At 70.1% G+C, this 13,285-nt stretch carries 11 protein-coding genes and 2 riboswitches; of the genes, 5 read left to right on the top strand and 6 right to left on the bottom strand.

Annotation, left to right across the window (positions count from 1 at the left end):
* Positions 1 to 22: 22 nt before the first annotated feature.
* Positions 23 to 146: riboswitch (glycine riboswitch) on the bottom strand.
* A gap of 65 nt (positions 147 to 211) precedes the next feature.
* A riboswitch (glycine riboswitch) is annotated at positions 212 to 308 on the bottom strand.
* A gap of 43 nt (positions 309 to 351) precedes the next feature.
* From J2Y46_RS17915 to J2Y46_RS17940, 6 genes are all read right to left on the bottom strand, one after another.
* Entirely contained in the window at positions 352 to 1,524 is a 1,173-nt protein-coding gene (locus J2Y46_RS17915) for a MarP family serine protease (protein ID WP_310244184.1), read from the bottom strand.
* A gap of 112 nt (positions 1,525 to 1,636) precedes the next feature.
* Complete coding sequence (locus J2Y46_RS17920) at positions 1,637 to 2,503, bottom strand: ABC transporter ATP-binding protein (protein ID WP_045296797.1); 867 nt, start codon at positions 2,501 to 2,503, stop codon at positions 1,637 to 1,639.
* Positions 2,500 to 3,387 carry an ABC transporter ATP-binding protein gene (locus J2Y46_RS17925; protein WP_045296795.1) on the bottom strand — a complete coding sequence of 296 codons (888 nt, stop codon included), beginning with the start codon at positions 3,385 to 3,387 and terminating at the stop codon, positions 2,500 to 2,502. The genes J2Y46_RS17920 and J2Y46_RS17925 overlap by 4 nt, the downstream gene beginning before the upstream one ends.
* On the bottom strand, positions 3,384 to 4,367 hold the full coding sequence (locus J2Y46_RS17930) for an ABC transporter permease (RefSeq protein ID WP_396653214.1): 984 nt from the start codon (positions 4,365 to 4,367) through the stop codon (positions 3,384 to 3,386). The genes J2Y46_RS17925 and J2Y46_RS17930 overlap by 4 nt, the downstream gene beginning before the upstream one ends.
* Before the next feature lie 97 nt (positions 4,368 to 4,464).
* Positions 4,465 to 5,460: an ABC transporter permease gene (locus tag J2Y46_RS17935; RefSeq protein ID WP_045296794.1), complete on the bottom strand. Its 996-nt coding sequence runs from the start codon at positions 5,458 to 5,460 to the stop codon at positions 4,465 to 4,467.
* Positions 5,461 to 5,503: 43 nt separating this feature from the next.
* Entirely contained in the window at positions 5,504 to 7,180 is a 1,677-nt protein-coding gene (locus J2Y46_RS17940; protein WP_045296792.1) for an ABC transporter substrate-binding protein, read from the bottom strand.
* 257 nt (positions 7,181 to 7,437) lie between these two features.
* On the opposite strand from J2Y46_RS17940, the gene J2Y46_RS17945 reads away from it, so the two are divergent.
* The 5 genes from J2Y46_RS17945 to J2Y46_RS17965 are packed head-to-tail and all read left to right on the top strand — an operon-like array spanning position 7,438 to position 13,249.
* Complete coding sequence (locus J2Y46_RS17945) at positions 7,438 to 8,157, top strand: NrtR DNA-binding winged helix domain-containing protein (protein ID WP_084695429.1); 720 nt, start codon at positions 7,438 to 7,440, stop codon at positions 8,155 to 8,157.
* Positions 8,158 to 8,178: 21 nt separating this feature from the next.
* Positions 8,179 to 9,531 carry a quinolinate synthase NadA gene (gene nadA / locus J2Y46_RS17950; protein WP_310244191.1) on the top strand — a complete coding sequence of 451 codons (1,353 nt, stop codon included), beginning with the start codon at positions 8,179 to 8,181 and terminating at the stop codon, positions 9,529 to 9,531.
* Positions 9,528 to 11,219 (top strand): L-aspartate oxidase, encoded by a 1,692-nt coding sequence (nadB, locus tag J2Y46_RS17955; protein ID WP_310244194.1) that lies wholly within the window; start codon positions 9,528 to 9,530, stop codon positions 11,217 to 11,219. Before nadA ends, nadB begins: the two co-directional genes overlap by 4 nt.
* Positions 11,213 to 12,070 carry a carboxylating nicotinate-nucleotide diphosphorylase gene (gene nadC, locus J2Y46_RS17960; RefSeq protein WP_310244196.1) on the top strand — a complete coding sequence of 286 codons (858 nt, stop codon included), beginning with the start codon at positions 11,213 to 11,215 and terminating at the stop codon, positions 12,068 to 12,070. The genes nadB and nadC overlap by 7 nt, the downstream gene beginning before the upstream one ends.
* A gap of 24 nt (positions 12,071 to 12,094) precedes the next feature.
* A complete protein-coding gene (locus J2Y46_RS17965; protein WP_310244699.1) occupies positions 12,095 to 13,249 on the top strand; it encodes a cysteine desulfurase family protein in 1,155 nt (384 codons plus the stop codon).
* Positions 13,250 to 13,285: the final 36 nt, after the last annotated feature.

Raw genomic sequence — 13,285 nt, forward strand, 5'->3', positions numbered from 1 at the left:
CAGACGCCGAGCGACGTCTGTGAACTCCCCCTCTGTCATGGGCCTGAGAGTTTCACCCGTCCTGCGAGGGAGCGGGTTTTCACCGTCGGCGGATTCATCACGACGAGCTGGAGACGCGGAGCGCTCATCTCACGAGAGTGGTTTCGATGCGGCGCCGGGGCGCCTTACTCAACCGGATTCTCGCTTCGCTGGAATCACTTTCCAGAGTCGGCCTGCCCGAACGGTACGCGTACCTGAGAGATTGGCGGGGAGGCTTGCTCCTTCGGTGCTCGGCGATCACGCTGCCGAGGCTCTCCCGCCCGGGTGATGGGCCGTTATTGACTTGCGCAGCAAGCATACCGGTCGGCGCCGTCAGCCGACGCACGAGCCCGTCGACACGGTGTTCGTGAGCGAGGGAGCACGATCGGCGACCGGGGTGAGCTCGGCCATCGTCATGGCGTAGCCGACGTCGTCTTCGTCCTCGGCGCGCGCGAACACGACCCCCGCGACTTCGCCGTCGCCCGTCAGCAGCGGGCCGCCCGAGTTGCCCGGGCGCACGACCGCCTGCAGCGAATAGATCTCGCGCGGGTTCCACGATGTGTCGTACACGTCCGGCACGTTGGCGACACCCACCGACTGCACGCTCGCCGGCACCATCGTGAACGGGCCGCCGTAGGGGTAGCCCTGCACGACCGCGGCGGCACCCGCCGCGAGTGTGGGCGAGAACGGCAGGGCTGTTCCGCCGAGGTCGTCCACGGCGATCACCGCGAGGTCGTCGATCGGGTCGAAGTAGACGATGCGCCCCTCCCGTGCGGGCACCCCCGGCAGCTCGACGATGGGCGTGTCGACGCCGGCGACGACGTGGGCGTTGGTGACGACCCGGTCTTCGGCCACGACGAAGCCGGTGCCCGAAGATCCGCGCCCGCACGCGTACGCATTCCCCGACACGCGGGCGACGGATGCTGCCGCCCGCTGCAGCTCGGGATCGTCCAGGGCGACCGGGGGCGCGGGCTCCGCGGTCCCCGGTCCGAGCAGCAGCCCGAGCCCCGGCAGGCCGTCATCGAGCACGGCGCCGCGCAGCTGTGCGAGGGCGGCGGCGACGGGGTCGGGGGTGGCGGCCTCGATGCCGCGCAGGATGGCCGAGGACGCCACGGCCGACGAGATGACGGGGATGCCCGCCACCGCGATCGCCGGTGCGACGAGCGCCAGGGCGAGGATCGCCGCGACGACCGACGCGATGCCGCCGAGAAAGCGCTCGATCCCCCGGAGCTTCAGCCGGTCGGCGCCGGAGCGCAGGGCCGAGCCGATCGCCGAGCCGACCGCCGCGCCGGCGAAGACCAGCCCGAGGGCGGTGAGGAGCACGGCGGGACCGCGCCACACCGGCGACGGCACCCACGCGCTCACCAACGGGGTCAGCCAGAAGGCCGCGAAGGCGCCCGCCGCGAGGCCCGCCAGGGTGCCGATGCTGGCGAAGAAGCCACGCTGGACACCGGCTACGCAGGCGGCGACGAGGAGGAGGACGACGATCACGTCGACGACGATCATCCCCACCCCTTCCGCCCGACGGGATCCGTCTCGTCAGGCTACGCATCGAGGCTGGGAGAGGACCCCGATCGGCCGCCCGGGCGTGTCGGGAGCGCCAGCGCGCGAGGGCGGGTCAGCGGCGCTCGGCGGCGAGCTCCCTCCGCACCTCGTCGCGCAGCATCCCCTGGTTCTCGGGATCGGGCGCGGCGCCCAGGAGCGTGCGTGTGTACTCGTGCTGCGGATCGAGGATCACGTCGTCCGCGCGTCCTCGCTCGACGATGTCGCCGCGGTACATCACCAGGATCTCGTCGGAGAAGTGCCGGGCCGTGGCGAGGTCGTGCGTGATGTACAGCACCCCGAGATGGTCCTCGCGCTGCAGCTGCGCCAGCAGGTTCAGCACGCCCAGGCGGATCGACACGTCGAGCATCGAGACCGGCTCGTCGGCGATGATGAACTGCGCTCCGGGCGCGAGCGCCCGCGCGATCGCCACGCGCTGGCGCTGACCGCCCGACAGCTCGTGCGGACGCCGCTCGGCCATCTTGTCGGTGGGCGTGAGGCGCACCCTCTCGAGGAGCTCGAGCACGCGCTGACGCACCTCGTCCCTGCCCATCCCCGGGTTGTGGATGCGCAAGGGACGCTCCAGGTGGTGCTCGATCGAATGGAACGGGTTCAGCGACGCGAACGGATCCTGGAAGACCATCTGCACGTCGCCGCGATACGCGGCGACGTCACGGCTGCGGCCGCCGGCGGGTGTCCCGTCGAGCAGGATCCGCCCGCTCGTGGGCGTCTCGAGCCGGGCGAGCATCTTCGCGATCGTCGACTTGCCCGACCCGGACTCCCCCACCAGCGCGATGGTGCGGCCGGCTTCGAGCGTGAACGACACGTCCTTGACCGCGTGGAGGGTGGAGAACTTCAGGCCGCTGCGCAGCCGGAAGTCCTTGACCAGGTTCCGCGCCTCGAGGGTGCGCGGTGCCCGCGCGGCCGGGTGGTGGGCGCTCATGCGGCCCCTCCTTCTGCTGAGGCCGCGCCCAGCGTCGCCGAGATGGGCTGATGGCCGGTGCGCACGAAGTCGCCGCGGTCGCCGCGCAGGCTCGGGAAGCTCGACAGCAGCTTCTTCGTGTAGTCGTGCTGCGGCGTGCGGTAGATGTCGGTCGCGGTGCCGAGCTCGACGATCTCGCCCTGCAGCATCACCGCGATGCGGTCGGAGATCTCGATCAGCATCGGCAGGTCGTGCGTGATGAAGATGACGGCGAAACCGAGCTTCTCGCGCAGGCGCATGATCTCGCGGATGATGCCGCGCTGCACCACGACGTCCAGTGCGGTGGTCGGCTCGTCCATGATCATGACCTGCGGGTCGAGCGCGAGCGCCATCGCGATCATTACGCGCTGTCGCATGCCGCCCGACAGCTCGTGCGGGAAGCTCGTGAGCCGTTCGGGGTCGACGCCGACCAGTTCGAGGAGCTCCTCGCTGCGCCGCTGCTTCTCGCGCTTCGACATCCCCGGACGGTGCGTCGTGAACACGTCGAACAGCTGCGCCCGCACGTTGATGACCGGATTCAGTGAGTTCATCGCCCCCTGGAACACCATCGACACCTTGTCCCACCGGAACCGGCGCAGGTCCTCGTCGGCGAGGCCGACGACGTCGATGTCCTCGCCGGAGCGGTCGTGGAACACGATGTCGCCCGCCGTCATCAGCGCCGGCGGCTTGAGCAGCCGGTTGATGCCGTACGCGAGGGTGGACTTGCCACAACCGGATTCACCGGCGAGGCCGAGGATCTCACCGCGGTTGAGGGTCAGCGAGACGTCGCGCACCGCCTTGACGGGCGGATCGACCTCGTACTCGATCGAGACGTTCCTCGCGGTGAGGACGGCGTCGCCGCTCATGCCTCGGCTCCGTTCGTGAGATGGACAGACTCGACGCCCCGCCCGGCGCGCTTGGCCCTGCGCACCCGCCGGGCGTTCTCGGGTGCGAGCCGCAGCTTCGGGTTGATGATCTCGTCGATCGAGAAGTTGATAAGCGAGAGCCCCGCGCCGAGCAGCGCGATCATGAGGCCGGGCGGCACGAACCACCACCACGCACCGGTGCCGAGCGCCTGGCCGGTCTGCGCGTCGTTGAGCATCGTGCCCCACGTGATCGAGCCGGTCGGCCCGAGTCCCATATACGACAGGCCCGCCTCGCCGAGGATCGCGAAGATGATCGCGAAGAGGAATTGGGCCGCGAGCAGAGGCAGCAGGTTCGGGAGGATCTCGACGCGGATGATGCGCGCCGTCTTCTCCCCCGCGACACGGCTGGCCGCGACGTAGTCACGCGACCGCAGCGAGCGCGCCTGCGCGCGCAGCACCACCGCGGACCCCGCCCAGCCGGTGATCCCGAGAACGAGGGCCACCAGCACCCAGCTTCTGCCGGGGATGTAGGTGGCGATGACCATCACGAGCGGCAGACCGGGGATGACGAGCATGATGTTCGTGAAGAGAGAGAGGACCTCGTCCCACCATCCGCCCTTGTAGCCGGCGATGATGCCGAACACGATCGACAGGATCAGGGCGATCAGGCCGGCGACGATGCCCACCATGAGCGATCCGCGCGTGCCCCACGCGAGCTGCGCGAACACGTCGTAGCCGAGCTTGGTCGTCCCCAGCCAGTGCTCGGCGCTCGGCGGCGAGAGCGCCGGGTTGTCGGAGTCGGTCGGATCCTGGCAGAACAGCGGCGCGAGGATGCCGAACAGGGTGATGCCGATGACGATGGTGAGGCCGAGCGCGAGCTTCAGCGACATCCGCGGCAGCAGCTGGCGGAAGCCGCGGCGCGCGGCGCGCGCCTCGTCGCGGGCTGCCTCGACGTCGGCGCCGACCGGCGGCGACATCATCGCGCCCGGTGCGATGAGTGCAGGGTCGATCGTGCGGTCGGAGAGGGTCTCGGGGACGCTCTCGTAGTCGGTCGACGTGTCGGTCACTTCGAGCCTCTCAGACATTGTGGCGGGCCCTCGGGTCGATGAATCCGTAGACGATGTCCATGATGAAGTTCGCCGCGAGCACCGCGATCGTGATCACCAGGAAGACGCCCTGCATCAGCGCGTAGTCGCTGTTCTGCACCGACTGGATCATGAGCTTGCCGATGCCGGGATAGGTGAACACCTGCTCCATGACGATGGAGCCCGCCACGACGAAGCCGAGCGAGATGCCGAACCCGGCGATCGACGGAATCGCCGCGTTGCGGGTCGCGTAGGTGCGCAGGATGCGCACGGGCTTCAGCCCCTTGGCCTCGGCGGTGACGATGTAGTCCTCGGAGACCGTGGACACCATCATGTTGCGCATGCCGAGGAGCCACCCACCCACCGAGCTCAGGACGATCGTCAGGGCGGGAAGGAACCCGTGGTAGACGGCGCTCCCGATGAAGGCCCAGCTCCACTCCGGGCCTTCCGGGAAGGCCCACACGTCGTAGCCGCCGAAGATCGGGAACCAGCCCAGCGCGACCGAGAAGATCGCGACGAGCACGAGCGCGAGCCAGAAGTAGGGAATCGACTGCAGCACCGTCGTGAACGGCACGAGGTGGTCGACCCACGTGCCGCGGCGCCACCCCACCCAGGCGCCGATGCCGACGCCCAGGACGAACGAGATGACGGTCGCGAGACCGACCAGGATCACCGTCCACGGCAGCGCCGCGGCGATGAGGTCGGTGACCGGGGCCGGATACTTCGTGATGGAGACGCCGAGGTCTCCCTGGAGCATCCGGCCCCAGTACGCGAGGTACTGGTCCCACATCGACGACGAGTCGCCGCCGAGCAGGGTCTTGATGTTGCGGACCGTGGTCTCGCTGAGCTCCCCGCCGGCGCGCTGCATCTTCGCGAGCAGGATGTCGGCGGGGTCGCCGGGCAGAAGCCTCGGCAGGAGGAAGTTGAGGGAGATCGTCGCCCAGAGTGTCACCACATAGAACGCGATCCGCCGCGCATAGAACTTCATCGCAGCCCGCTCCTCCGTGCCGCGGCCTCTGCCCGGTTCCGCATTACTTCACCGGCTCCAGGTGCTGGAGGACGTAGCCGGCCGCCACCGAGCCCCAGGCCGGCGGGAAGGCGTACAGGTCGTCCTCGGTCGGCCAGCCCGTGAAGTCCTTCGTGTTGAAGAACGTCTGGGTGGCGTTGATCACCAGCGGGATGTACGGAAGGTCGCGCACGATCTCGGTCTGCAGGGTGGCGTACGCCTCCTGCTTGACGGCCTCGTCGTCGGTGGCGGCGGCCGCGGCGACGGCCTCGTTCACGATCGCGTTGTCGTAGCGGCTGAAGTTCCAGCGGCCCGCGGGGACCTCCTGGCCGACCTCGGAGGTCGACTCGCCGGCGAACCAGTCCTTGTAGATCTGGAACGGGTCGGCGACCGACGTGCCGATGACGCCGCCCATGATCAGCTGGTACTGACCGGTCTGGCGGGCGTCCGAGAACTCCTGCCACTGCACCGTCGACGCGTTGACCTTGATGCCGGCCTCTGCCGCCTGCTCGCTGATGAGCTTGGCGGCGTCGTTGTAGTCCGTCCAGCCGTCGACCGAGATGAGGCTCAGCTCGATCGGGGCGCCGTCCTTGCCGTAGAAGCCGTCGCCGCCCTTGGTGTAGCCGGCGGCCTCGAGGATCTCACCCGCGGCCGCGGCGTCGGGCGACTGCGGGCTGACCTCGGCCGTCGGGTCGGCGACCCACTTCTGGTCGCGCGGCAGCAGCGCGAAGGTGGGCGAGATGTCGCCGGTCAGGCCGACGAACGCCTTCTCCTTGATGGTCCCGCGGTCGATCGCGACGTTGAGCGCCTGGCGCACGGCCACGTCGGTCTGCGGACCCGTGCAGCCGAGCTCGGCGTTCGAGCAGGTGTAGAGCACGGTCGGGTCCTGCGGCGTGTTCAGCATGCTGATGACGCCGTTCGAGGTCACCGAGTCGGGGTTCGGCACGAACATGCCGGTCCAGTCGAGTTCGCCGGCGGTGAGCAGGTCCTGCGCGGACTGGTTGGCGTCGATGCCGATGTACTGCACCTTCTTGATCGCCGGCACGCCCTCGTCGCGGAACTCGTCGTTCGCGACCACCGTGTACGAGGCATCCGTCACCTTGTCGACCACGTACGGACCGGTGCCGACCGGCTCCTCGTCGGTGAAGGTCGTGTAATCGTCGACCTCCGACCAGATGTGCTCGGGCAGCATCCAGGTGGTGCCGAGGATCTGGAACTCATTCGTGAACTGCGGCGTCTCGTACGTGAGCACGACGGTGGTGTCGTCTGTCGCCTCGGCCGAGATGAGACCGTCGCGGTGGTTCGGCTCGTAGTTGAACGTGAACGCGGCGTCTTCGGCGGTGAAGTCCTCACCGTCGTTCCACTTGACGCCGTCCTTGAGCGTCACCGTGATGACGGTGCCGTCCTCGTTGTACTCGAAGCTCTCGCCGAGCATGGGCTCGGGCGCGTCGTCCGCGGTCTTGTTGTAGAAGAACAGCGGCTCGTAGATCGGGCCGAGCGCGGCGTGGAGGACACTCGGCGAGAACGGGTTGAAGTTCGCCTCGATGGGGGTCTGGCTTCCTGCCCAGACCCGCAACGTGCGGCCCTCTGAATCGCCGCTGTCGTTGCCGCCGCCGGTGGCGCAGCCCGACAGGCCGAGACCGAGGATGGCGGCCCCGGCGACGGCGATGAGCGCCGCTCGGCGCTTCGCGTTTCGAATCATCGTTGGTTCTTTCTCTCGTGCGGCATTGCAGGGAGGAGGTGCGCGGGCACCCGTGCATCCATTAAGTACTGAGTCTTAACAAATGTTTGAACGTAAACCTAACAAACATTCCCGCTCCTGCGCATCCTGGGAACCCGCTGTATACGTCACGTCTTGGCAACGGTTCAGGTGAGGACGGGCGCCCGAGGGGTGTTACGGCGGGGGTTTGGCTTCTGGTCAGAGTGACACTATGATCGGACCAGACAGTTAGAGTCACCATGACCAGAACAGCATCTGAACCCCACTCCCCCGGCGCCCCGGCCGAGACCGACACGATCCGCGTGGCGGTGTCGACGGTCATCTTCACGCTCCGCCGGCTCGCCGGAAGCGACGCCGTGCAGGTCGTGCTCCCGCTCGTGCGACGCACGCGCGACCCGCACGAGGGCCAGTGGGCACTCCCCGGCGGATGGCTCGACGCGACGGAGGGACTGGATGCCGCGGCATCCCGTACCCTCGCCGAGACGACAGGGCTGGCACCGAGCTATCTCGAGCAGCTGTACGCGTTCGGCGCCGTCGACCGCTCGCCCACGCGGGTCGTCTCGATCGTCTACTGGGCGCTGCTGCGCGCGGACGAGATCACCGACGGCTCGGTCGAGAACGTGCAGTGGTTCGACGCGGCCGCCCTTCCGGAACTCGCCTTCGACCACAACGAGATCGTCGGCTACGCGCTGTGGCGCCTGCGCAACAAGGTCGGCTACAGCCGCATCGCCCACGGCCTCCTCGCCGACGAGTTCACGCTCGCCGACCTGCGAGAGGTCTATGAGGCGATCCTCGGTCGGCGCCTCGACCCGGCGAACTTCCGCCGTCAGGTCGAGAACTCCGGCACCCTCATCCCCACCGACCGCTTCCGCACCGGAAGCCACCGCCCCGCGCGGCTCTACCGCTACAACCAGGACGTCGAACTCGCCGACCGCGGCCCGCTCGACGCCCGCCACTGACCCCCGAACGGAGCACCCGACATGCCTGCCGTGAACATCACCCTCCAGCCCCGCCCCGAACTGGATGCCTCGGTCGACCATGCCATCCAGGCGATCGTCGCGGGCGCCGTCGTCGGCGAGACCTGCAACACAGATCTCGCCGCCGGGCCCTGGGACTTCGACACCCGTCCCGGCTATGGCCCCGGCTCGTCGATGGGCGACGTCATCCCCACCGGGTCACCGCGCCAGGGCGAGCTTCTCCGCGAGTACCGCGAGGCGTCCGAGGCCGAGCTCGACGAGCGCATCCGCGCCGCGAAGGCCGCACTCGGCGACCGCGTCGTCGTGCTCGGGCACTTCTACCAGCGCGAAGAGGTCGTGGTCCACGCCGACTACGTGGGCGACTCGTTCCAGCTCGCGAACGCGGCGCTGGAGCACCCCGATGCCGAGGCCATCGTGTTCTGCGGCGTCCACTTCATGGCCGAGACCGCCGATCTGCTGTCGCGTCCCGAGCAGGCCGTGATCCTCCCGAACCTCGCCGCCGGCTGCTCGATGGCCGACATGGCCGACATCGATCAGGTCGAGGAGTGCTGGGAGCAGCTCGCCGAGGTCTACGGCGACATGGATGCGACGGATGCCGAAGGCCTCGTGCCCGTCATCCCCGTGACGTACATGAACTCCTCCGCCGCCATCAAGGGCTTCGTCGGACGCCACGGCGGCATCGTGTGCACGTCGTCGAACGCCCGGACGGTGCTGGAGTGGGCGTTCCAGCGCGGACGCCGCGTGCTGTTCTTCCCCGACCAGCACCTCGGCCGCAATACGGCCAAGGCGATGGGCGTGCCGCTCGAGCAGATGCCGATGTGGAATCCGCGCAAGCCCCTGGGCGGGGCATCCGTCGGCCAGCTCGCCGATGCCCGCGTCATCCTGTGGCACGGCTTCTGCTCGGTGCACCGCCGCTTCTCGGTCGACCAGATCGACAAGGCCCGCGCCGAGCACCCCGGTGTGCGCGTCATCGTCCACCCCGAGTGCCCGATGGAGGTCGTCGACGCCGCCGATGAGGCCGGCTCGACGGATTACATCCGCAAGGCGATCGAGGCCGCGACCGAGCCGACCACGTTCGCGATCGGCACCGAGGTCAACCTCGTGCAGCGGCTCGCCGCCGACCACCCGCAGCACACGATCTTCTGTCTCGACCCGGTCGTGTGCCCCTGCTCGACGATGTACCGCATCCACCCCGGCTACCTCGCGTGGGTGCTCGAGGGACTCGTCGCGGGAGAGGTGCGCAACCGCATCACGGTGCCGGCCTCCGTCGCGGATCCGGCACGCGTGGCGCTGGAGCGGATGCTGGCGGCCAAGCCCCCGGCGGCACCCTCGGCGGCGTGGGAGAACGCCTCATGACGGTGCACGAAACCGCGGGCGGGCCGGGCACCATCGTGGTCGGCTCGGGCATCGCCGGGCTCCTCACCGCCCTGCACGCGGTGGAGCGCGGCTGCCGCGTCACGCTCGTGACGAAGGACGTGCTCGAGCACGCCAACACCCGCTTCGCACAGGGCGGGATCGCCGGGGTGATGTTCGACGACGACCGTGCCGACGACCACGTGCGCGACACGCTGGTCGCGGGAGCCGGCCTGAGCGATCCGGCCGCGGTGCGCGTGCTCGTCGACGAGGGGCCCGCGCGGATCCGTGAGCTCATCGCTCTCGGCGTCGCGTTCGACCGCGACGACACCGGCGGATTCGTGAAAGGGCTCGAGGCCGCGCACTCCTACCCGCGCATCCTCCACGCCGGCGGCGACGCCACCGGCACGGCCATCGAGAAGGCGCTCGTCGCACGGCTGCGCGCCAGCGACGTCGCGGTGATCGAGCACGCATTCCTCGTCGACCTCGTCGTGACGGACGGTCGCGTCAGCGGCGTCGAGCTGATCGTCGGAGAGACGGATGCCGAGCCCGGTCGCCGCGAGATCATCACTGCCGCCGCGGTCGTGCTCGCGACGGGCGGCGCGGGCGAACTGTACGCGCACTCGACCAATCCCGAGGTGGCCACAGGCGACGGCATCGCCGCAGCCATCCGTGCCGGCGCCGACGTCGCCGACCTCGAGTTCTTCCAGTTCCACCCGACGGTCCTGGCGGTGGGCGACTCGTTCCTGGTGTCGGAGGCGGTGCGCGGCGAGGGCGCGACCCTCGTCGACGAGCGCGGCCGCCGCTTCGCGTTCGACGCCCACCCCGACGGCGAGCTCGCGCCCCGCGACGTCGTCGCCCGCGCGATCGCGCGGCAGATGGAGGCCCAGCAGGGCCGCCCGGTGTTCCTGGACGCGACCCATATCCACTCGGAGGACGCCGCCGAGCGCGCGGCGTTCCTCGCGCGCCGCTTCCCGACGATCGATCGTGCCGTGCGCGAACGGGGCCTCGACTGGGCGCGCGAGCCGATCCCGGTGACCCCTGCCGCCCACTACCTGATGGGCGGCGTCCGCACCGACCTGTTCGGCCGCACCACCCTGCCCGGGCTCTACGCAGTGGGCGAGGCCGCCCGCACCGGCGTGCACGGCGCCAACCGCTTGGCGTCGAACTCGCTGCTCGAGGGCGCGGTCTTCGGCGCGCGTGCCGGCGACGTGATCGCCAGGGATGCGGCTTCCGGATCCTGGCCGGCCGCCCCTGGGCGTCGCCCTGCTCCGCAGTCGCAAAGTGCGATTGCGCAGGCGACCGGCTCGCCATTCGTGACTGCGGAACGCCAGGACCGGGGCGTCGACGCGCCGGCGTTCTCGCGGGCGGCTCTGCAGGAGCTGCTCTGGGACGACGCCGGACTCATGCGGGATGACGCGGGCCTCGGGCACGCAGCATCCGTCATCTCGATCTGGCGGGCCACGCAGCGCACCCCGGTCACCGAGCACGACTTCGAGGACGAGAACCTGCTCCTCGTCGCCGAGCACCTCGTCGCCGCCGCCATCGCGCGCCGGGAGTCTGTCGGCGCGCACTTCCGCTCCGACGGCACGCCCGCCGAGGCTCCCGCACACCTCGCGGAGGTTCGCAGCGCGAACGCCGCCTCGCACTCCCCCTCCCCGCACCTCTCGAAGGAGCCCGTCGCATGCTGACCCGCGCCGTGATCGACCGCGCCGTCGCCGCCGCCCTCGAGGAGGACGCACCGTGGGGCGATCTGACCAGCGAGGCGCTGATCCCTGAGAACGCGCTCGCCCGCGCCGATCTCGTCGCGCGCGAGCGCGGCGTGTTCTCGGGTGGCGAGGTGTTCGCGGCGGCATTCCGGCTCACCGACCCGACGATCGACGTCGAACTCGTCGTCGACGACGGCGAGTGGTTCGAACCCGGCGCGGTGCTGGCGGTCGTCACAGGTCCGGCGCGCGGGGTGCTCACGGCCGAGCGCATCGGCCTCAACTTCGTGCAGCGCATGTCGGGGATCGCGACCCTCACCGGGACCTATGTGGCCGAGGTCGCGCACACCGGCGTCCGTATCGCCGACACGCGCAAGACGACGCCGGGGCTCCGCGCGTTCGAGCGCAAGGCCGTGCGCGACGGCGGGGGACGCAACCACCGCCACTCGCTGTCGGACGCCGTCATGGCGAAGGACAATCACCTCGCCGTTCTCGCGCAGAAGGGTGTCTCGCCGACGGCCGCGCTCCTCGGCGCGAAGGACCTCCTCCCCCACACGACGCACATCGAGGTCGAGGTCGACCGGCTCGAGCAGATCGAGCCCGTGCTCGCCGCCGGCATCGGCACGATCATGCTCGACAACTTCTCTCTCGACGACCTCCGCACGGGCGTCGCGCAGGTCGCGGGCCGGGCGACGGTCGAGGCGTCCGGCGGTGTGTCGCTCGAGAGCGTGCGCGCGATCGCCGAGACGGGCGTCGACGTGATCTCGGTCGGCGCGCTCACGCACTCCGCCCGCGCCCTCGATCTCGGGCTCGACGTGCGCATCGGCGCCGCCTGATCCACCCGGGAGCATCCGATGAGCATGCTGTACCTCGACAACGCCGCGACCACGCCGGTGCGACCCGAGGTGCTCGAGGCGATGATGCCGTACCTGACCCGCTGGTACGGCAACGCCTCGAGCCACCACACCGTGGGCGAGGCGGCCGCCGACGCCCTCGCCGACGCCCGTGCGCGCGTGGCGCGCGTGCTCGGCCTCCGCGCCGGCGACGTCGTCTTCACGTCCGGCGGCACGGAGGCCAACAACCTCGCGATCAAGGGCATCGCGATCGCCGCTGCCCAGCGCCGCGATGATCGTCGCGCACACGTCGTCACCACGCCGATCGAGCACGAGTCCGTGCTCGAATCGGTCGACTATCTCGAGCGTGTGCACGGCTTCTCGGCGACGCGCGTGCCCGTCGACGAGCACGCGCGCCTGTCGACGGACGCCGTCGCGCAAAGCCTTCGCGACGACACGGTCCTGGTGAGCATCGGCTACGCGAACAACGAGGTGGGGACGGTGCAGGATGCTGCGAGCCTGGCCGCCGTCGCTCGGGAGCGGCGCATCCCCCTGCACCTGGACGGCGTCCAGGCGGCGGGCTGGCTCACGCTGTCGGCGGACGAGCTCGGGTATGACGCGATCTCCCTGGCCGGGCACAAGCTCGGCGCGCCGAAGGGCTCGGGCGTGCTGGCCGTCCGCGGCAGGATTCCGCTGGAGCCCCTCATGCACGGGGGCGGTCAGGAGCGCGGCCGTCGCAGCGGCACCGAGGACGTCGCCGGCGCGGTGGGTTTCGCGACCGCGCTGGAGCTCGCCGAAGCCGAACGGGTCGAGGCATCCGCTCGCGTGTCGGCCGTTCGCGACCGTTTCATCGCCCGCGTGCTCGAACGGGTCCCGGCGGCGCGTCTCACGGGCGACCCCGTGCATCGCCTTGCCGGCACCGCGAGCTTCACGTTCGCCGGGACGAGCGGCGAGGCCGTGCTGCTCGAGCTCGAGCGCCGCGGCGTCGTGTCATCGAGCGGCTCGGCGTGCGCGGCGGGCAGCAACGAGCCCTCCCACGTGCTGTTGGCGATGGGCATCGCCCCGGAGGTCGCGCAGACCGCGGTGCGCTTCACCTTCCCGCGCTGGCTGAACGCGCCGCTGGATCTCGTCGCCGACGCGGTCGAGGCATCCGTCGCCGCCGTCAGCGGCACGCAGCACTGACGCAGCGGAGCCCGGCCGTCCAGGCCGCCCGTAGGA

This window comes from Microbacterium sp. BE35 (assembly GCF_031457705.1).
GTDB lineage: Bacteria > Actinomycetota > Actinomycetes > Actinomycetales > Microbacteriaceae > Microbacterium > Microbacterium trichothecenolyticum.

Coding starts and splice junctions, on each gene's coding strand:
- nadA (WP_310244191.1), top strand. CDS start 8,179: ATGCCTGCCGTGAACATCACCCTCCAGCCCCGCCCCGAACTGGATGCC.
- J2Y46_RS17915 (WP_310244184.1), bottom strand. CDS start 1,524: ATGATCGTCGTCGACGTGATCGTCGTCCTCCTCCTCGTCGCCGCCTGC.
- J2Y46_RS17930 (WP_396653214.1), bottom strand. CDS start 4,367: ATGATGTCGCCGCCGGTCGGCGCCGACGTCGAGGCAGCCCGCGACGAG.
- J2Y46_RS17940 (WP_045296792.1), bottom strand. CDS start 7,180: ATGATTCGAAACGCGAAGCGCCGAGCGGCGCTCATCGCCGTCGCCGGG.
- J2Y46_RS17920 (WP_045296797.1), bottom strand. CDS start 2,503: ATGAGCGCCCACCACCCGGCCGCGCGGGCACCGCGCACCCTCGAGGCG.
- J2Y46_RS17965 (WP_310244699.1), top strand. CDS start 12,095: ATGCTGTACCTCGACAACGCCGCGACCACGCCGGTGCGACCCGAGGTG.
- J2Y46_RS17925 (WP_045296795.1), bottom strand. CDS start 3,387: ATGAGCGGCGACGCCGTCCTCACCGCGAGGAACGTCTCGATCGAGTAC.
- nadB (WP_310244194.1), top strand. CDS start 9,528: ATGACGGTGCACGAAACCGCGGGCGGGCCGGGCACCATCGTGGTCGGC.
- nadC (WP_310244196.1), top strand. CDS start 11,213: ATGCTGACCCGCGCCGTGATCGACCGCGCCGTCGCCGCCGCCCTCGAG.
- J2Y46_RS17945 (WP_084695429.1), top strand. CDS start 7,438: ATGACCAGAACAGCATCTGAACCCCACTCCCCCGGCGCCCCGGCCGAG.
- J2Y46_RS17935 (WP_045296794.1), bottom strand. CDS start 5,460: ATGAAGTTCTATGCGCGGCGGATCGCGTTCTATGTGGTGACACTCTGG.